Source organism: Actinoplanes lutulentus (assembly GCF_003259845.1).
Taxonomy (GTDB): Bacteria; Actinomycetota; Actinomycetes; order Mycobacteriales; family Micromonosporaceae; genus Actinoplanes; species Actinoplanes lutulentus.
Map to the genome: position 1 here is coordinate 169,326 of NZ_QLMJ01000025.1, position 18,222 is coordinate 187,547.

At 68.5% G+C, this 18,222-nt stretch carries 20 protein-coding genes; 3 read left to right on the top strand and 17 right to left on the bottom strand.

Features of this window, described 5'->3' with window-relative positions; genetic code table 11:
* Nucleotides 1–282: 282 nt before the first annotated feature.
* Nucleotides 283–1,131: a 3-hydroxyacyl-CoA dehydrogenase family protein gene (locus tag B0I29_RS39810; RefSeq protein ID WP_111654345.1), complete on the bottom strand. Its 849-nt coding sequence runs from the start codon at nucleotides 1,129–1,131 to the stop codon at nucleotides 283–285.
* Between the two features lie 124 nt (nucleotides 1,132–1,255).
* On the opposite strand from B0I29_RS39810, the gene B0I29_RS39815 reads away from it, so the two are divergent.
* Nucleotides 1,256–1,588 (top strand): hypothetical protein, encoded by a 333-nt coding sequence (locus tag B0I29_RS39815; RefSeq protein ID WP_111654346.1) that lies wholly within the window; start codon nucleotides 1,256–1,258, stop codon nucleotides 1,586–1,588.
* Nucleotides 1,589–1,603: 15 nt separating this feature from the next.
* Here the strand turns inward: B0I29_RS39815 and murA are convergent, their stop codons facing one another.
* Nucleotides 1,604–2,950: a UDP-N-acetylglucosamine 1-carboxyvinyltransferase gene (gene murA / locus B0I29_RS39820; RefSeq protein WP_111654347.1), complete on the bottom strand. Its 1,347-nt coding sequence runs from the start codon at nucleotides 2,948–2,950 to the stop codon at nucleotides 1,604–1,606.
* Between murA and B0I29_RS39825 the strand changes: the two genes are divergently transcribed.
* The gene (locus B0I29_RS39825) at nucleotides 2,949–3,524 is read left to right on the top strand and encodes a cob(I)yrinic acid a,c-diamide adenosyltransferase (protein WP_111654348.1); all 576 of its coding nucleotides are present in this window, start codon (nucleotides 2,949–2,951) and stop codon (nucleotides 3,522–3,524) included. The two genes, murA and B0I29_RS39825, sit on opposite strands and share 2 nt — an antisense overlap.
* Nucleotides 3,525–3,966: 442 nt before the next feature.
* On the opposite strand, the gene B0I29_RS39830 is transcribed toward B0I29_RS39825, so the two are convergent.
* The 14 genes from B0I29_RS39830 to B0I29_RS39895 all read right to left on the bottom strand — a co-directional run bounded on the left by B0I29_RS39830 (nucleotide 3,967) and on the right by B0I29_RS39895 (nucleotide 15,792).
* A complete protein-coding gene (locus B0I29_RS39830) occupies nucleotides 3,967–4,848 on the bottom strand; it encodes a PhzF family phenazine biosynthesis protein (RefSeq protein ID WP_111654349.1) in 882 nt (293 codons plus the stop codon).
* A 52-nt stretch (nucleotides 4,849–4,900) separates the two neighbouring features.
* Nucleotides 4,901–5,368 (bottom strand): DUF2550 domain-containing protein, encoded by a 468-nt coding sequence (locus B0I29_RS39835; protein ID WP_111654350.1) that lies wholly within the window; start codon nucleotides 5,366–5,368, stop codon nucleotides 4,901–4,903.
* 8 nt (nucleotides 5,369–5,376) lie between these two features.
* Nucleotides 5,377–5,658, bottom strand: a complete 282-nt coding sequence (locus B0I29_RS39840; RefSeq protein ID WP_043524744.1) for a F0F1 ATP synthase subunit epsilon — start codon at nucleotides 5,656–5,658, stop codon at nucleotides 5,377–5,379.
* 72 nt (nucleotides 5,659–5,730) lie between these two features.
* Nucleotides 5,731–6,849, bottom strand: a complete 1,119-nt coding sequence (locus B0I29_RS39845; RefSeq protein WP_181558216.1) for an LCP family protein — start codon at nucleotides 6,847–6,849, stop codon at nucleotides 5,731–5,733.
* Nucleotides 6,850–7,051: 202 nt separating this feature from the next.
* Nucleotides 7,052–8,494, bottom strand: a complete 1,443-nt coding sequence (gene atpD, locus B0I29_RS39850) for a F0F1 ATP synthase subunit beta (RefSeq protein WP_111654352.1) — start codon at nucleotides 8,492–8,494, stop codon at nucleotides 7,052–7,054.
* A complete protein-coding gene (locus B0I29_RS39855; protein ID WP_111654353.1) occupies nucleotides 8,494–9,423 on the bottom strand; it encodes a F0F1 ATP synthase subunit gamma in 930 nt (309 codons plus the stop codon). The genes atpD and B0I29_RS39855 overlap by 1 nt, the downstream gene beginning before the upstream one ends.
* Nucleotides 9,424–9,425: 2 nt before the next feature.
* Entirely contained in the window at nucleotides 9,426–10,988 is a 1,563-nt protein-coding gene (atpA, locus tag B0I29_RS39860; RefSeq protein WP_111654354.1) for a F0F1 ATP synthase subunit alpha, read from the bottom strand.
* A 76-nt stretch (nucleotides 10,989–11,064) separates the two neighbouring features.
* Nucleotides 11,065–11,886, bottom strand: a complete 822-nt coding sequence (locus B0I29_RS39865) for a F0F1 ATP synthase subunit delta (protein ID WP_111654355.1) — start codon at nucleotides 11,884–11,886, stop codon at nucleotides 11,065–11,067.
* Complete coding sequence (locus B0I29_RS39870; RefSeq protein WP_111654356.1) at nucleotides 11,886–12,443, bottom strand: F0F1 ATP synthase subunit B; 558 nt, start codon at nucleotides 12,441–12,443, stop codon at nucleotides 11,886–11,888. Before B0I29_RS39870 ends, B0I29_RS39865 begins: the two co-directional genes overlap by 1 nt.
* A 25-nt stretch (nucleotides 12,444–12,468) precedes the next feature.
* Entirely contained in the window at nucleotides 12,469–12,705 is a 237-nt protein-coding gene (locus B0I29_RS39875) for an ATP synthase F0 subunit C (RefSeq protein ID WP_111654357.1), read from the bottom strand.
* A gap of 76 nt (nucleotides 12,706–12,781) precedes the next feature.
* Complete coding sequence (atpB, locus tag B0I29_RS39880) at nucleotides 12,782–13,570, bottom strand: F0F1 ATP synthase subunit A (protein WP_111654381.1); 789 nt, start codon at nucleotides 13,568–13,570, stop codon at nucleotides 12,782–12,784.
* A 15-nt stretch (nucleotides 13,571–13,585) separates the two neighbouring features.
* The gene (locus tag B0I29_RS39885; RefSeq protein WP_232050391.1) at nucleotides 13,586–13,747 is read right to left on the bottom strand and encodes an AtpZ/AtpI family protein; all 162 of its coding nucleotides are present in this window, start codon (nucleotides 13,745–13,747) and stop codon (nucleotides 13,586–13,588) included.
* A 288-nt stretch (nucleotides 13,748–14,035) separates the two neighbouring features.
* Complete coding sequence (locus tag B0I29_RS39890) at nucleotides 14,036–14,506, bottom strand: hypothetical protein (RefSeq protein WP_245973136.1); 471 nt, start codon at nucleotides 14,504–14,506, stop codon at nucleotides 14,036–14,038.
* The gene (locus B0I29_RS39895) at nucleotides 14,503–15,792 is read right to left on the bottom strand and encodes a serine hydroxymethyltransferase (protein WP_111654360.1); all 1,290 of its coding nucleotides are present in this window, start codon (nucleotides 15,790–15,792) and stop codon (nucleotides 14,503–14,505) included. The genes B0I29_RS39890 and B0I29_RS39895 overlap by 4 nt, the downstream gene beginning before the upstream one ends.
* 108 nt (nucleotides 15,793–15,900) lie before the next feature.
* On the opposite strand from B0I29_RS39895, the gene B0I29_RS39900 reads away from it, so the two are divergent.
* A complete protein-coding gene (locus B0I29_RS39900) occupies nucleotides 15,901–17,400 on the top strand; it encodes an SDR family oxidoreductase (RefSeq protein ID WP_111654361.1) in 1,500 nt (499 codons plus the stop codon).
* Here the strand turns inward: B0I29_RS39900 and B0I29_RS39905 are convergent.
* The coding region (locus tag B0I29_RS39905) for an L-threonylcarbamoyladenylate synthase (protein WP_111654362.1) at nucleotides 17,359–18,222 on the bottom strand (864 nt) is incomplete at its 5' end. The two genes, B0I29_RS39900 and B0I29_RS39905, sit on opposite strands and share 42 nt — an antisense overlap.

The following is an 18,222-nucleotide window of genomic DNA, read 5'->3' on the forward strand; positions in this document are numbered from 1 at the left end:
GCCGGTCTCGCCACGGATGGCTCCGGCGACGCGCGGACAGAGGCTCACCGTGGGCTCTGGACCCGCCGAGACGAGGGCACACCGTGGGCCCCTGTCCGGCGGAGCGGGTGTCGGGCCTGTCCAGGCGGGGTTGCGATGCCTTTGCGGACTGGAGCCGCAGAGTGCCGGCGGTAGCCGCCGGAGGCGGGGTTCGGCCTTGGTGCGTTTGTGGGGCCCTGGGGCGTACGCATGGAAGAGCCGGTGCGGCAGGAGGCCGCACCGGCTTTCAGAGGGTGACCGGGGTCAGTACTTGTAGAAGCCCTTGCCGGTCTTGCGGCCGAGGTCGCCGGCGGTGACCATGCGCTGGAGCAGCTCCGGCGGGAAGAACTTCTCGTCGGCGGTGTCGCGGTAGATGTTGCCGGCCGCGTTGAGCATCACGTCGAGGCCGGTGAGGTCGACGGTGGCGAGCGGGCCCATGGCGTGGCCGAAGCCGAGCTTCATCACGGTGTCCAGGTCCTCGGCGCTGACCACGCCGGACTCGACCAGCTTGATCGCCTCGACCAGGATCGCCGAGAAGAGGCGGTTGGAGACGAAACCGGCCACGTCGCGCTTGACCTCTACGCACGTCTTGCCGACACCTTCGGCATAGGTGCGCGCGGCGGCCAGGGTCGCGTCGGAGGTCTGGTAACCGCGGACCAGCTCGACCAGCTTCATCATCGGCACCGGCGAGAAGAAGTGGATGCCGACCACCGACTCCGGACGCGAGGTGACCGTGGCGATCTGGGTGATCGGGATGGCCGAGGTGTTGGTGCCGAGGACCGCGTCCGCCTTGCAGATCTTGTCGAGCTGCTTGAAGACGTCGTGCTTCGCCTCGATCTTCTCGTAGATCGCCTCGACCACGACGTCGGCCTCGGACGCGGCGTCCAGGTCGGTGGTGGTGGTGATCCGCGACAGGGTGGCGTCGACGTCCGCCTCGGCGATCCGGCCCTTGACCGCGAACCGGGTCAGCGACTCCTCGATCGCGGCCAGGCCACGGTTGAGCGAGGCGTCGTCCACGTCCCGGATAGTGACCTGCCATCCGGCCTGCGCCGAGACCTGCGCGATGCCGGAGCCCATCAAACCGGAACCGATGACCGCGAGACGACCAGCCATATCCCACTCCTTCGTCGGGTAACTGGGGCTCACCTTAGCCGGGTTACTTAACGGTGATTCAGCACGGGTTCTCGATCGGGTCAAATCCCATGAAAACATCGCTTGGCGGTGCCACACTGTGCCCATGGCCACGAGCGACGGCTGGTACCTCATCGGACCGTTGATCGCCGTCGGTCTTGTCGGCTTTCTCGGCGCGGTCTTCTGGCGAATGGGCCTGCAGCCCACCGGCGCACCCGGCGCGGAACCGGACGGTCTCTCGATCTTCTCCGAGTGCGAGGACTACGGACTGCTCTGGCCCGCGGCGGTCACGGAGGACACCGAGGTCGCCGACGAGATCCGGCGGCTGCTCGCCGATGCGGGCATCCGAGCGACAAGTGCGACCCGGCGCGATGGCCGGGTCACCGTGCTGGTCTTCGCCGAGGAGGTGGAGGAGGCGCGCAGGCTCGCCCAGAGCTAGAAATCGAACCCGGAGCTAGAAATCGAACGTCGGCTCCGGCACGTCGGTCCGCTCCACCTCGACGCCCAGGTTCGCCAGGTCGGAGACGAAGTCCGGGTAACCGCGGTCGATGTGGTGGACCTCGCCCACCTCGGTCACCCCGTCGGCGCAGAGGCCGGCGATGACCAGGCCGGCGCCGGCCCGGATGTCGGTGGCGCGTACCGGCGCTCCGGAGAGCCGGTCCCGGCCGTTCACCACGGCGTGGTGGCCGTCGGTACGGATGTCGGCGCCGAGTCGCACCATCTCGTTCACGAACATGAAGCGGCCGTCGAAGATGTTCTCGGTGATCAGTGACGAGCCCTCGGCCACGGCGGCCAGACCCAGCGCCATCGGCAGCAGGTCGGTCGCGAACCCCGGGTACGGCAGCGTGACGATGTCGACGCTCTTCGGGCGCTCGGTCATGCGTACCCGGAACTTGTTGTCGCCCGGTTCGACCGTCGCACCGGCCTGGACCAGCTTGTCCAGGGCGATGTCCAGGAACTCCGGCCGGACGCCGTGCACTGTCACGTCGCCACGGGTCATCGCTGCGGCGTACGCCCACGTACCCCCGACGATCCGGTCACCGACCGTGGTGTGCTGGACCGGCTTGAGTGGCCCGTCCACCCCCTCGACGATCAGCGTCGACGTGCCGGCGCCCTCGATCCTGGCGCCCATCGCGGTGAGCATGTCGCAGATGTCGACGATCTCCGGTTCCCGGGCGGCGTTGTCGATCTCCGTCACGCCGCGGGCCAGAACGGCCGCCATCAGCAGGTTCTCGGTGGCGCCGACGCTCGGGAAGTCCAGCCAGATCTTGGAACCGCGCAGCCCCTGCGGCGCCGACGCGATCACGAAACCGTGCTCGTTGGAGATCTCCGCACCCATCCGGGCCAGGCCGGACACGTGCATGTCCAGCCCTCGGGAGCCGATCATGTCGCCGCCGGGCAGCGCCACCCGCACGAACCCGCGCCGGGCCAGCAGCGGGCCGAGCACGCAGATCGACGCGCGCAGCCGCCTGACCAGGTCGTAGTCGGCCTCCGCACCGGGCTCGGCCGGCACGTCGATGATCGCCTCGTTGCCCTTGAGCTCGACGTCGCAGCCGAGCCGGCGCAGCACCTCGCCCATGATGGCGATGTCCGTGATGCGCGGGACGTTCGCCACCACGCTCCGGCCCTCGGCCAGCAACGCGACCGCCATCAGCTTCAGCGCCGAATTCTTCGCCCCGCCGACAGCGACGTCGCCGGCAAGCCGCGCGCCGCCCTTCACCCTGATCACATCCACGCGGGCAATCGTAGGGTTCCCGCGCCCGCGCCGCCTCGTAGGGTCAGCTCGTAGGGTGGGTCGCATGGCCGTACATCTCACCCGCATCTACACCCGAACCGGCGATGCCGGGCAGACCCGTCTGGTCAACAACGAGGTCGCGCCGAAAACCGCGCCCCGCATCGCGGCTTACGCGGACGCGGACGAGTGCAACGCCGCGCTGGGCGCGGCCCTCGCCCTGGGCGATCTCCCTTCGGGGGTACGCACAGTGCTCTCCCGCATCCAGAATGATCTCTTCGATCTCGGGGCCGACCTGGGGAACCCACTCTCGTCCGAGCCGCCGGCCTATCCCCCGCTGCGCGTCACCGAGGACTACGTGACCCGCCTCGAAGGCTGGTGCGACGAGTTCAACGAGCAGCTGAGCGCGCTGGACAGCTTCATCCTCCCGGGCGGGACACCGGGCGCCGCCCTGCTGCACGTGGCCCGCACGGTGGCCCGGCGCGCGGAGAGGTCGACGTGGGCCCTGATCGAAGCCGAGCCGGACACCACCAGCGTGCTGCCCGCCAAATACCTGAACCGCCTCTCCGACCTCCTGTTCATCCTGTCCCGGGCAGCCAACCCAGACGGCGACGTCAAGTGGATCCCCGGCGGCCAGCGCTAGCCCCCACCGTCCGCCCGCCCGCTCGTCGAGATCTTGGCAAGTTCCGCCCACATAGCGACCATTAGTCGCCTAGATCTCGGACCTGGTCGCGGCCGGCTCGCGCTTACGGTCGCGTTTTCAGCTCCCAGGCGACCACAAGCACGAGCCAGCCGCAGGCCAAGGCCCGCACCGGCGCCAAAGCGGCACCGGGGCCACGGCGGCTCTGAGCCGGGCGCTCTGGGCCGAAAGCCCTGAGCCGGGCGCTCCGAGCCAGACGCTCTGGGGCGGACGCTCTGGGCAAGGCGCTCTGGGCAAGGCGCTCTGGGCAAGGCGCTCTGGGCCGGTTGGCGGGGCGAGCCGTAGCTCAGGTCTGGAATGGCCGGGCTTTGAGGTGGCTGGACTACGGCCGGACCCGGTCAGCCGTAGTCCAGCCATGGAATCAGGGGCGGATTACACACCTGGGCTACGGCTCGCCGACGGGCGCGAGGAGTTCGCCGTCGATGACGGTGACGGCTCGGCCTCGGAGGAGGGTTCGTTCGCCGCGGAGGGAGACCTGGACGTAACCGCCGCGGGGTGAGGCCTGGTAACCGGTCAGGTCGGTGCGGCCCAGGCGGGCCGACCAGTACGGAGCCAGGGCCGTGTGGGCGCTCCCGGTCACCGGGTCCTCGTCGACGCCCACGGCCGGGCCGAAGAAACGGGACACGAAGTCGTGGCCGGCACCGGGATCGGCCACGGCCGTAACGATCACGCCGCGGCCGGACAGTGGGATCAGGGCGCGCAGGTCGGGGACGATCGTCCGGACCGTCTGCTCGTCGGCGACCTCGACCAGCAGATCGTCGGTGTCCGGGCCCGTGTGGTGGACAGCCAGGATCGCGCCGCCCCGAGACTCGACGCCCAGCCCTTCGACGCCCACCGCCTCGATACCCGCCGCCACGATTCCCCGCGATCCGACGCCCAGGGCTGCGGCCAGGGCGGGATCGGTCGAGACCCGGGTCAGCGGGGCGGTCGGGAAGTCGAGGGTGATCAGGCCGTCGTCAACGGACGCCCTCAGGACGCCGCTGCGGGTGGCGAACCGGATCGGAGCGGCCGGGTTCAGCACGTGGGCCGCCGCGAGCGTGGCGTGCCCGCAGAGGGCCACCTCCACCGCCGGCGTGAACCAGCGCAGGGCCCAGTCGGCGTCGCCGCCCTCGGGCAGCGGGTGCAGGAACGCCGTCTCCGCGTGGTTGACCTCGGCGGCGACCCGCTGCATCCAGTCATCGGAGGGGAAGGCGTCGAGCAGCAGGACGCCCGCCGGCGCGCCGGAGAACGGCTTGTCGGTGAAGGCGTCGACGATTCGGATCCGCATGTGACCGACGTTAGGGCAGGTCAGCGACGTGCGGCGAGAGCCAATCCGGCTCTTATGGCTCGGTCGGGCGCGGGCCGAACACCGGCCGGCTGCGCAGCGCGGTCGGGTCACGCGGCGGGCCCGCCTCCAGCCAGGAGCTGAACCCGGTGACCGTGGTCTCCGCCATCGCGATCTCGATCTGGGTGCCGCTGCTCGCGCACCGCAGGACCACCCAGTGGCCGGGCATGGTGAGGCGTTCCGGCCCGGTGGGCAGTCGCCGCTCCTCGACCGCGAGGAACCGCCGGTCCAGGACACGCTTGGGGCGGATCGCCAGGCTGAACATGCGGTGGAACCGGAGCTCGTCACCGACGAACTGGCCGAGCCCGGGAGACCAGCCACGGCCCGGGACCATCGTGCTGAGCCGGACCTGGAGGCGAATGGTTCCGCCGCCGGCCATCAGCAGCCGGCGGCGGAAAAAGATCGCGAAGAGGAGCGCGAGCAGAGTGACGATACAGATTCCGGCGATTTCCAGAACCCGCATCGCCGGCGTCAGTGCGACTCGGGCGTGGCCGGCGTGGCGCTCTCAGCGAGCACCGTGACGCCGTTCGCGTCGATCGAGAGGAAGCCACCGGCCACGTCGTAGGTGAGCTGCTCGCCACCGGCGAGCTTCACACGGACCTGGGACGGCTCCTTGAGCAGGCCGAGCAGCGGCGAGTGGCCGGGGAGGACACCGATCTCACCCTCGGTGGTCCGCGCGACGAGCATCTCGGCCTCGCCGGCCCAGACCTTCTCCTCGACGGCGACGACCTCGACGTGCAGCTGGTTGGCCACGCTGTCTCCCTCTGACTACAGAACCTGAACGGGTGAAGTCTAAACGGCCGTCCGCGCCGACGTGGTACGGGGTCAGCTGTTGACGTTGACGAATCCCGGGTGGTCGAGCAGGAACGGCGCGATCTGATCGTCCTTGACCGCCTGGAAGAACTGCTCGTAGTCGCCGCTGAGCTGTTCGCCGAGGTATTTGTTCGACCCCTGCTCGAAGAGGCCGCCGCCGGGCAGCTTGATCGAGGTCATGTCGTCGGTGTTGACCCCGCGCAGCGCCACCGCCCAGTCGATGACGCTGTTGCCGCCACCGTCGAAGGTGAGCGAGTCGCCGGCCGCGTCCAGGATCGAGAGCAGTTTCGTCGGGTTGGACACGACGTCCTTGCTCATCGCCTGTTTCGCCATGGCCTTGACGAACTGCTGCTGGTGCCGCTGCCGGTCGTAGTCGCCGTTCGGCAGCGTGTACCGCTGGCGGACGTAGTCGAGCGCCTCCCACGCCTCCAGGTGGTAGGTGCCCTTCTTGTACGTCTTCTGTGCCCCCGTGTAAGGGTGCGCGCACTTGTCACAGCCGGGGATGCGCGGGCGCGCCTTGCCGTTCGGCTGGAGGTGCTCGGATTTCACGTTCTGGTCGATCGTCATGGTGACGCCGCCCATGGCCTCGACGATCTTCTTGAAGCCGCCGAAGTTGATGATCGCGCCGGCGTCGAACGTCTTGATGCCGGTGAGCTTGGTGACCGTCTTCGCCAGGAGCTGGAAACCCTGCTTCACGTCGTGCTCGCCGTTACCGACCGAGCTCCCGTACGACATCGCGGCGTTGATTTTCGACTTGCCGCCCTTGAAGCCGGTCGGCTCGAAGGCGGGGATGTCGACGTAGAGGTCGCGCGGGATGGAGAAGAGGTAGACCTGATCCATGCTGGCCGGGATGTGCGCCACGATGATCGAGTCGGAGAGCGGCGCCGTTTTCGTGTCACGCGGGTCGATGCCCGCGAGCAGAATGTTGATCGGGCCCTTGATCTCGGATTTCTGAGTGGCCGCGGCGGGGTCGCCGATCAGGGTGCCCCCGGCGTCGACCGCGCTCGTGTACCGCGAGATCAGCGCGTTGCCGCCCACCAGGACGCCACCGCTCACGACCATGAGCACACTGCCGAACACGGCACAGAGCCGCGTCCACAACGGCGCACGACGCTTGAAAGACTTAGCCACCCGATCCCCAACCTCTGCCGGCACGGCAACGCGCGGCCAAGAGTACCCGAGCTCCGGGCGTGAACCGGTACCTCGATTCCCCTTCACAGCCTGCGGAAACATACTTCACAGGTTGGATGAACGCAGAGGAATCAGGCGAACACGCAGAAGCCGCGCCGGCGTACTGCCGGCGCGGCTTCTTTCGATCGAAGAAGGGGCTGGATCAGCCCTTCATCAGCTCGTGCGCGTTCTTCTCGAGGTCCTCGAGGCCACCGCACATGAAGAAGGCCTGCTCGGGGAAGTTGTCGTACTCACCCTCGGCGATCTTCTTGAACGCCTCGATGGTCTCCTTCAGCGGGACCGTCGAGCCGGGAACGCCGGTGAACTGCTCCGCCGCGTAGGTGTTCTGCGACAGGAACCGCTCGATGCGGCGGGCCCGCTGGACCGTGATCTTGTCTTCCTCGGAGAGCTCGTCCATGCCGAGGATGGCGATGATGTCCTGCAGGTCCTTGTACTTCTGAAGGATCCGCTGGACCTCACGGGCCACCGCGTAGTGCTCGGCGCCGACGAACTCCGGTGCCAGGATCCGCGAGCTGGAAGCCAGCGGGTCCACGGCCGGGTAGATGCCCTTGTCGGAGATCGACCGCTCGAGGTTCGTGGTCGCGTCGAGGTGCGCGAACGTGGTGGCCGGCGCCGGGTCGGTGTAGTCGTCGGCGGGCACGTAGATCGCCTGCAGCGAGGTGATCGCCTTGCCACGGACCGAGGTGATCCGCTCCTGGAGCTCGCCCATCTCGTCAGCCAGGGTGGGCTGGTAACCCACGGCGGACGGCATACGGCCGAGCAGGGTGGAGACCTCGGAACCGGCCTGGGTGAACCGGAAGATGTTGTCGATGAAGAGCAGCACCTCCTGGTTCTGGACGTCACGGAAGTACTCCGCCATGGTCAGAGCGGTCAGGGCGACCCGGAGGCGGGTGCCCGGCGGCTCGTCCATCTGGCCGAAGACCAGGGCGGTCTTGTCCAGAACGCCACCCTCGTCCATTTCCAGGATGAGGTCGTTGCCCTCACGGGTGCGCTCGCCGACGCCGGCGAACACCGAGGTGCCGCCGAAGTTACGGGCAACACGGATGATCATCTCCTGGATGAGCACCGTCTTACCCACGCCCGCGCCACCGAACAGGCCGATCTTGCCACCACGCACGTACGGCGCGAGCAGGTCGAGCACCTTGATGCCGGTTTCCAGCATCTCGGTCTTCGGCTCGAGGTCCGCGAACGCCGGCGGCTTGCGGTGAATCGACCAGCGCTCCTGGATGTCCAGCGTCGACGGGTCGACGTTGAGCACCTCGCCGAGGGCGTTGAACACGTGGCCCTTGGTCACGTCGCCGACGGGCACCGAGATCGGCGCGCCGGTGTCGGTGACCGCGGAACCGCGGACCAGGCCGTCGGTCGGCTGCATCGAGATCGCGCGGAGCAGGTTGTCACCCAGGTGCTGGGCAACCTCCATGGTCAGCTTCTTGGTGCCCTCGGAGAGAGTGACCTCGACGTGCAGCGCGTTGAAGATCGCGGGCATGGCGTTACGGGGAAACTCGACGTCGACGACCGGGCCGATGACCCGGACGACGCGGCCGACGCTGGTCTCCGTCTTGGTGGGCTCAGCAACAGCAGTCATCACACATCACTTCCTGCCGCGGCCAGCGCGTTGGCGCCGCCGACGATCTCACTGATTTCCTGGGTGATCGCAGCCTGCCGCGCGGAGTTCATCTCGCGCGTGTACCGCTTGAGCAGATCGTCGGCGTTGTCCGACGCGCTCTTCATCGCCCGCCGGCGCGAAGCCGACTCGCTGGCCGCCGAGTCCAGCAACGCCGCGTAGATCCGCGTGTTGAGGTACTTCGGAAGCAGCGCGTCGAGCAACTCGTCGGCGTCCGGCTCGAACTCGTACGCCGGACGAAGGCCGGCGGACTCCTCGGCCTGTTCCTCGACCTGCACCGGCGCGAGGGGCTTCGCCTGTGCGGACTGCGTCATCAAGGACTTGAACTCGGTGCTCACGATGTGCAGCTCGTCCACGCCCGCGATGTTCTCCGGACCGAACGTGCCGTCCGCCGTGGAACCGGCCGAGAACGCCTCGATCAGCGCGTCGCCGACGTTCTTGGCGTCGGCGAACGACGGGCGCTCGGAGAAGCCGGTCCAGCTGGCGGCAACCTCACGGTTGCGGAACCGGTAGTAGCCGGTGCCCTTACGGCCCACCACGTACAGCGCCACCTCCTTGCCTTCCGACTTCAGCGCAGCGATCAGCTGCTCGGAGGCGCGGATGGCGTTGGCGTTGTAGGCGCCGGCCAGGCCACGGTCACTGGTGATCAGCAGGACACCCGCCCGCTGGACGCGCTCACGCGCGACCAGCAGGGGGTTGTCGACCGAAGCGTTGGACGCGAGCGCACCGAGAACCTTGGTGATCGCCTCCGAGTAGGGCCGGGAAGCCTTCACCCGTTCCTGCGCCTTGGCGATGCGGCTGGTCGCGACCAGCTCCTGCGCCTTGGCGATCTTCTTGGTCGACTTGACGGTGCGGATACGCCGCCGAAGCGCCTGTACCTGACCGGCCATGCCTAGCTACCGCTCTCGGTGGAACCGCTCTGGAAGACCTTCTTGAACTCGACGACGCCCGACTTCAGGCTCTCGATGTTGTCGTCGGTCAGCAGGTTCGTCGACTCGACCGCGGTGTAGACGTCGCTGCGGTGCTTCTTCACCCACTGCAGGAATTCCTGCTCGAAGCGGCGCACGTCGCCGACCGGGATGTCGTCGAGCTGGCCGGTGGTGCCGGCCCAGATCACGATGACCTGGTCAACCGTCGAGTACGGCGAGTACTGCGGCTGCTTGAGCAGCTCGACCAGGCGTACGCCCTTGTCGAGCTGAGCACGCGACGCCTTGTCCAGGTCGGAGGCGAAGGCCGAGAAGGCCTCCAGCTCACGGAACTGGGCCAGGTCGAGGCGCAGCCGGCCGGAGACCGTACGCATGGCCTTGACCTGCGCCGAACCACCCACGCGGGAGACCGAGGTACCGACGTTGATCGCCGGGCGGACACCCGAGGCGAACAGGTCGGTCTCCAGGAAGATCTGACCGTCGGTGATCGAGATGACGTTGGTCGGGATGAAGGCCGAGATGTCGTTGGCCTTCGTCTCGATGATCGGCAGACCGGTCATCGAGCCGCCACCCAGCTCGTCGGAGAGCTTCGCGCAGCGCTCCAGCAGGCGGGAGTGCAAGTAGAAGACGTCACCCGGGTACGCCTCACGGCCCGGCGGGCGACGCAGCAGCAGCGACACGGCGCGGTACGCCTCGGCCTGCTTGGTCAGGTCATCGAACACGATCAGGACGTGCTTGCCGTTGTACATCCAGTGCTGTCCGATGGACGAACCGGTGTACGGGGCGATGTACTTGAAGCCGGCCGGGTCGGAAGCCGGAGACGCGACGATCGTCGTGTACTCCAGCGCGCCCTGCGCCTCCAGGGTGCCCCGGATGCTGGCGACGGTGGAGGCCTTCTGGCCGATCGCCACGTAGATGCAGCGGACCTGCTTCTGGGGGTCGCCGGACTCCCAGTTGGCCTTCTGGTTGATGATCGTGTCGAGCGCGACCGTGGTCTTACCGGTCTTGCGGTCACCGATGATCAGCTGGCGCTGGCCGCGGCCGATCGGCGTCATGGCGTCGATAGCCTTGATGCCGGTCTGCAGCGGCTGCTTCACCGGCTGCCGCGCCATGACGTTCGGCGCCTGCAGCTCGAGCTCGCGGAAGCCTTCGTTGGCGATCTCGCCGAGACCGTCGATCGGCTTGCCCAGCGCGTCGACCACGCGACCCAGGAAGGCGTCGCCGACCGGGACCGAGAGGACGCGACCGGTGCGCTTGACCGGCTGGCCTTCCTCGATCTTCGCGAAGTCGCCCAGGATCACGGCGCCGATCTCGCGGACGTCAAGGTTCGACGCGACACCCAGGGTGCCGTCGGCGAATTCGAGCAGCTCGTTCGCCATTACCGAGGGCAGGCCCTCGACATGCGCGATTCCGTCGCCCGCATCGGAGACGATGCCGACCTCCTCGCGGGAGACCTCGGGCGAATAGGACGAGACGTAGCGCTCTAGCGCCCCCCGGATCTCGTCCGAGGAGATGGTCAGCTCGGCCATCCTCTGCCTTCTCTGTCTAGCTCGGGACGTCGCCGCCGCCGAGGGGCCTTCTCGATAAGAAATCGAGGGGAAAGGACTATTTAGCGAACGCCTGCTTGGCAGCGTTCAGCCGGCGCAGGATCGTGCCGTCGTAGAGGTCGGATCCGACGCGGACGCTGGCACCACCGATGATCGATGGGTCGACGTCCACTTTCAGCGACACTCCGCGGCCATAGATGGCGGACAACTTCGCAGCCAGGGCGGTCTCGTCGGCGTCGGTGAGCGGCTTGGCCACCGTCACGTACGCCACCTCGCGGTCCCGCTTCGCCGCGGTCAGCTCGACCAGGCGGTTCAGCGATGCCACGAAACCACGGCCACCGAAGCCTTCAAGCGCCACCTCGACCAGCCGGACGGTGGCCGCGTGGGCCTTGCCGGTCAGCAAGGTCTGTACCAGCTTAACCCGCCGTTCGAGAGCCGCACCGGGGTCACTCAGCGTGACCTCCAGCTTGGAATCGCCCGAGACGATCTGGCCGAACCGGAACAGCTCGTCCTCGACGTCGATCAGCTTGCCGTCACGATCGGCCGAGGCCAGGACGGTTTCCACACCGAGACGCTCGGTCGCGTCCAGCAGCTCCACCGGCTTGGAGAAGCGGCCGGCCGCCAGAGCGCCCAGCACGTTCGCCGTGGTCTCGGAGACCTTGCCGGACAGCAGCGACCGCACCAGCTCGGCGCGGTCGGCGCCGGGCCGGGACGGATCGGTCAGCGCCCGGCGCAGCCGGGGCTGGGCCCGCAGCAGGCCGGCCACCGACAGAATCTCGTCGGCGACCGATGCCAGCTGCGAAGCCGTTGCCGTCGCGGTGTCCGCGGTCAGCCGGTCCGACGCCTCGCCGTAGGCCTCGCGGCTTACGCTCGACGTCATCAGCGCCGCCCACCCGTGGTGCCGGCGGTGTCGAGGTCCGCGATGAAGCGCTCGACGGTGCCGCGGGTACGGGCCTCGTCGGCCAGAGCCTCGCCGACGATCTTGCCGGCCAGGTCGACCGCGAGAGTGCCGACCTCGGAGCGAAGCTCGCGGAGGATCGACTCACGCTGGGTGGCGAGCTGCTCGTTGCCGGCCGCGATGATGCGGTCCGACTCCTCGCGAGCCTTGCCCAGCACGTCCTGACGAATGCCCTCGGCGTCCGCCCGGGCCTCGTCACGGATGCGCGCGGCCTCGGTACGGGCCTCGGCGAGCTGCGTCCGGTACTGCTCCAGCAGCTCGTTCGCCTCGGCCTGAGCGGCCTCGGCGCGCTTGATGCCACCCTCGATGGCCTCGACCCGTGCCTGGAACGTCTTCTCCATCTGCGGGAAGACGAACTTGATCAGCACGAAGCAGAGCACCGCGAAGGCAACCGAGCCGACCACGATCTCTTGCCAGATCGGGATGATCGGGTTGTGCTCGGTGGCGCCTTCTTCAGCGGCCAGATAGAGGTTGATCATGGACACCTCCCAACGAGGCTGAAAGTCAGGAGATCGGGCCCTGCCAGATGAAGCCGAACGCGATGCCCAGCAGCGCGAGCGCCTCGATGACGGCGAAGCCGATCCAGACGTACGGGAGGGTCAGGCGGGACGACTCCGGCTGGCGCGCGGTCGACTGGATGTAGGCCGAGAAGACCAGGCCAACGCCGATGCCGGGGCCGATCGCAGCGAGACCGTAACCGATGGCGGCGGTGCTGCCCTCAACGGCGGCGAGAAGGTCCATTGCTAATTCCTCCTGGTATCTCACGTGAGTGTCACGCGGGACGACAACGGGGTGTAACTAATGGTTCGGGTGGAACTCAGTGCTCGTCTGCGAGCGCGCCCTGGACGTAGCTCGCGGTAAGCACCGTGAAGACATAGGCCTGGAGACAGATCACCAGGAACTCGAGCAGCGTGAGCGCGACCGTGAGCACCCAGGACAGCAGCGAGATCGGCGCCAGCAGGACGTTCGCGTTGATCATCGCGAAGCCGCCCAGCGTGAACACCAGCAGAAGCATGTGGCCCGCGAACATGTTGGCGAAGAGACGAACCGCCAGCGAGAAGGGACGCACGAGGAAGTTCGAGAAGAACTCGATCGGAATCAGCAGCGGCAGAATGAACCACGGCGCCGGCGGGATGAGCGCGTGCTTGAAGTACTTCAGCGGGCCGTGGTGCCGCATGCCGACGTAGATGAACATCACGTAGCTGATCACCGCGAGCACCGCCGGGAACGCGATGTGCGACATCGGCGACATCTGGATCAGCGGCACGATGCCGAAGAAGTTGTTCACGAGAATGAAGAGGAACAACGTCGTCAGGTACGGCGCGAATCGCACGCCGGCCGGACCGATCATTTCGACCGCGATGTTGTTACGGACGAAGCCGTAGGCGCTTTCCGCGATCCACTGCTTCTTGGTCGGTACCAACTTCGGCTTCCGGTATGACACCAGGAAGAAGATGATGATCGCCGCAACCGCAACCCAGATGAGCAGCGTTACCTTGGTGAACCAGTAATTGTCGTGCTCGCCCCAAGGCAGGATGCTGGGCAGGTAGAAGTCCTCGACGCTGGGCGGGAACGCCGCCGCGAGGACCGTCGACTGACCGATCACCATGGCCCTTTCCTGTCAGGCGCCGAGCCGGCGCACGATGAGGTACACACCACCGGCGACACCGAGGACGGCGCCTATGCCGGCGAATATGCCCTTGGTTCCGACGAAGTGGTCAACCAGCCAACCGATTCCACCCCACACCAACATGCCCGCGATGAGGTAGGAGACGGCGGTCATGCCCACTCCCGTGTCGGGAGGTGGTTGCTGCTGACCCTTGTCACCGCGAGATTCGGGGGGAGGTTCTTGGCCGGTCATGACGGCCCGAACGATATCAGCAGGAAACACGAAGCTAAGCGGGACCCCCCGCACAACCTTCGTTGTCCAGGCGTCAGAGGTCTCGCAACTGGAAGGACACGGTACTCCTGTCGCGCCAAAACGGAACACGGCACAAGGGAGGGGGTCACCGGATCGTGGTCACTTGACCGAGTTGGACCCTCCTGACCAGCCAGGACACCGTGCCCTAGATCACTTTCGCGGAGCCCGCCGGTACATCCACCAGGCCTGCACGCCGGTCCACACCATGACGCCCGCGACGATGCCCAGGCCGAGCGCCGTCTTGCCCGACCAATCGGCCGAAACGCCGTAGGCGAGGATCACGCCGAGAATCGTGTACTTCACCGTATATGTAAGCAGACCGAGCGGCATGAGAAGTGCCGGACGAACCGTGTCAGCCCAGGCGATGACCAGGGTGCTCATCGTGTAGCTGATGGTCACGATCAGCACGCCGGCCGCCGCGCCGACCGCGGACTGCGCGCCGCCGGTCAGGTACCCGGCCGAGGCCGCGAACAGCAGCAACGCCATGCAGACCGCGGAGAGGAACGGCAGATGCTCGACCCGCCAGCGCGGGTCGGCGGGAAGCGCTGCGAGATCCGGGAGCGGACGCTCCGGCTCCTCATCCTGTACGGCGGGAACCGTCACCGGTCCACTTCCACTCACGCCATGACCTCCTGTTGTGCGTAAACAGGGAAACGCCGGACCAGCTCCGACACTTCCGTTCCCACCTCGTCGAGACGGCTCGCGCCCCCGGCTGTGGCCGGGTCGCTGCGCACCGCCGCCCCGATCAGCCCGGCGATCCGCCGCATCTCGTCCTCCCCCATGCCCTGCGAGGTGACGCTCGGCGTGCCGACCCGGACTCCGGAGGCCACGGCGGGCTTCTCCGGATCGTACGGAATCGCGTTCTTGTTGAGAGCGATCCGCGCTCTGGCGCAACGCGCCTCGGCTTCCGTTCCGCGGACGCCCAGATCGCGCAGATCGAGCAGAGCGAGATGGGTGTCCGTGCCGCCGGTGACCGGGCGCATGCCCTCGGCGGTCAGCCCGGCCGCGAGGGCACGGGCGTTACGAACGGTCTGCTGAGCGTACCTCCGGAAGCTCGGCATGGCCGCTTCGCGCAGCGCCACCGCTTTCGCCGCCACCGTGTGCATCATCGGACCGCCCTGCGCGAACGGGAAGACCGCCTTGTCGACGCGCTGTGCCAGCTCCTCCCGGCAGAGGATCATGCCGCCACGAGGGCCGCGCAGCGCCTTGTGGGTGGTGCAGGTGACCACGTCGGCGTGCGGCACCGGCGACGGGACCGCACGCCCGGCGACCAGGCCGATGACGTGCGCGGCGTCCACCATCAGGTAGGCGCCCACCTCGTCGGCGATCTCGCGGAACAGAGCAAAATCAATCAACCTTGGGTACGAGGCCGAGCCGCAGATGATCAGTTTCGGACGATGCGCGAGGGCCAGGTCGCGGACCTCGTCGTAATCGATCTCCTCGGTGTCCGGGTCCACCCGGTACGCGATCGGGTGGAACCACTTGCCCGAGAAGTTGGCCCGGCTGCCGTGCGTGAGGTGTCCCCCGTGCGGCAGGCCCAGCGCGAGCACCGGGTCACCGGGCTCGGCCAGGGCGGCGTACGCGGCCAGGTTCGCCGACGCGCCGGAGTGCGGCTGGACGTTCGCGTGCTGAGCGCCGAAGAGCTCCATGGCCCGCTCGATGGCGAGCTGCTCGGCCCGGTCCACCTGCGCACAGCCGCCGTAGTAACGATTGCCGGGGTAACCCTCGGCGTACTTGTTCGCCAGCGTGGAGCCGAGAGCGGCGAGCACCGCCGGCGAGGCGAAGCTCTCGCTCGCCACCAGCTGAAGAGTCTCCTGCTGACGAGCGAGCTCGTCGAGGAGGACGGTCGCGATCTCCGGATCGTCGCGTTGGAGCGCTGCGAAGTCCGGACCCCAGAAGGTGCCCACCTGGTCTCCCCTCGCGAAACCCTGCGTTTCGCAGCATATGGCTTCGAAGGGTCCTCGCGCGGGCACAGTCTTTTATGAGGTTGGATTCGGCTGGGGAAGGGATCGGACATGCGATGTCTCGTCACGGGCGCGACCGGTTACATCGGCGGGCGCCTGGCGCCTCGCCTGCTCGAAGCCGGCCACACGGTCCGCTGCCTGTCCCGCAGCGCCGGCCGGCTGCGCGACGTCCCATGGGCGGACCAGGTGGAGATCGTCCAGGCCGACCTGAGTGATCCGGCCACCCTGCCCGCCGCGATGGAGGGCGTCGAGGTCGCGTACTTCCTGGTGCACTCGCTCGGGCAGCGTGACTTCGAGCGGCGCGACCGGGAAGCGGCCCGCAACTTCGCGGAGGCGGCCCACGCCGCCGGGGTACGCCGGATCGTCTACCTCGGTGGGCCCGAGCCGGCGCCCGGCGATCGCCCGTCACCGCACCTGCGCTCCCGCGCCGAGGTGGCCCGGATCCTGCTGGAGAGCGGCGTGCCGACAGCAGTGCTGCGCGCCCCGGTGATCATCGGCTCCGGCTCCGCCTCGTTCGAGATGCTGCGGTACCTGACCGAGCGCCTGCCGGCCATGGTCACACCGCGCTGGGTGAGCAACCGGATCCAGCCGATCGCGGTCCGTGACGTGCTCCGGTACCTGATCGGCGCGGCCGGCTTGCCGCCCGAGGTGAACCGGGGCTTCGACATCGGTGGCGCGGACGTGCTCACCTACGCCGAGATGATGAACCGGTACGCCAAGGCGGCCGGCCTGCCCCGGCGGATCATCGTGCCCACCCGGGTCCTCAGCCCCTGGCTGTCCGCGCACTGGGTCGGCCTGATCACCCCGGTGCCGCACGCCATCGCCCGGCCGCTGGTGGCGAGCCTGGTGCACGAGGCGATCGCGCATGAGAACGACCTGACCGAGATCCTCGGCTTCGACGAGCCGCTGGGCTTCGACGAGGCCGCCCGGCGGGCCCTTACCAAAATCAGGGACGCCGACGTGGAGACCCGCTGGACCAGCGCCTCCGGCCGGGACGCGGCCGCCGAGCCGCTGCCCAGCGACCCGGACTGGTCCGGTGGCAGCGTCTACGTCGACGAGCGGTCCCGCCCGGTGCAGGCGCCCGCCGAGCAGCTGTGGCGGGTGATCGAAGGGATCGGTGGCGAGAACGGCTGGTACTCGTTCCCGCTGGCCTGGTCGGTGCGCGGCTGGATGGACCGGCTGGCCGGCGGTGTCGGCCTGCGCCGCGGCCGGCGCGACCGGCACCGGCTGCGGGTCGGCGAGGCGCTGGACTGGTGGCGTGTCGAGGAGATCGAGCCGGGCGCGCTGCTGCGGCTCCGCGCCGAGATGCGGGTGCCGGGCCGGGCCTGGCTGGAGATGCGCGCCGAGCCGGACGGCGAGGGCGGCAGCGTGTACCGGCAGCGGGCCGTGTTCCTGCCCCGCGGCCTGGGCGGGCACCTTTACTGGGCTTCGGTGCTGCCGTTCCACGGGATCGTCTTCAACGGGATGGCCCGCAACATCACGGCCACCGCGGAGTCACTGGGCCAGGGTTCATTGGGCAGCAGCCCTGGTCAACCTGTCGCGCACGGCTAGCCACTCCTCGGTCTGCGGCGGCTCCTGGACCAGGATTGTCGCGACACCGGCGTCGTCGAGGCGGTGCAGCGCGGCGTACAGGTCGGCGGCGTACTCGGCCGGATCCGAGGACAGGACCTCCGCGAAGGGACCGTCCTCGTACGCCAGCACACCGATCGGTTCGGCCAGGCCGGAGCGGTCCGTGTCCTGGACGTCCTTGCGGAGGATGACCCGGGCGCGCGGCGCGTAGTGCCGCCGGCTCATCCCGGGTGAGTTACGGGCCGCGCCGTCCTCGGTCTCCGACTCGGGCAGGGTGATCGCGCCGGTCACGTCGCGCAGTTCCCGCAGCCCGAGCGCGCCCGGCCGGAGCAGCCGCGGCACCGCGCCGGTCAGGTCCAGCACTGTCGACTCGATGCCCCACGAGCTGGCGCCGCCGTCCAGCACCAGCGGGACGTCCGGCAGGCTGCGCACCACGTGCTCGGCGGTGGTCGGCGAGATGCTCTCGGTCCGGTTCGCGCTCGGTGCGGCGAGCGGCAGGCCGGACGCCTCCAGCAGGCGCAGCGCGACGTCGTGCGCCGGAACCCGGATCGCGACGGTGTCGTTCGCGGCGCCGATGCCGGGCAGGTGCCGGGCCCGGCGGACGACAAGGGTGAGCGGTCCGGGCCAGAACCGGGCGGCCAGCTCGTCGGCCTGCTCGGGCCAGGTCTCCGCGAGGTCCCGGGCCGCGGCCACGTCGGCCACATGCACGATCAGCGGGTTCCAGGACGGCCGCTGCTTCAGCCGGTAGATCTCGCCGACTGCCTTCTCGGAGAACGCGTGCGCGCCGAGGCCGTAGACGGTCTC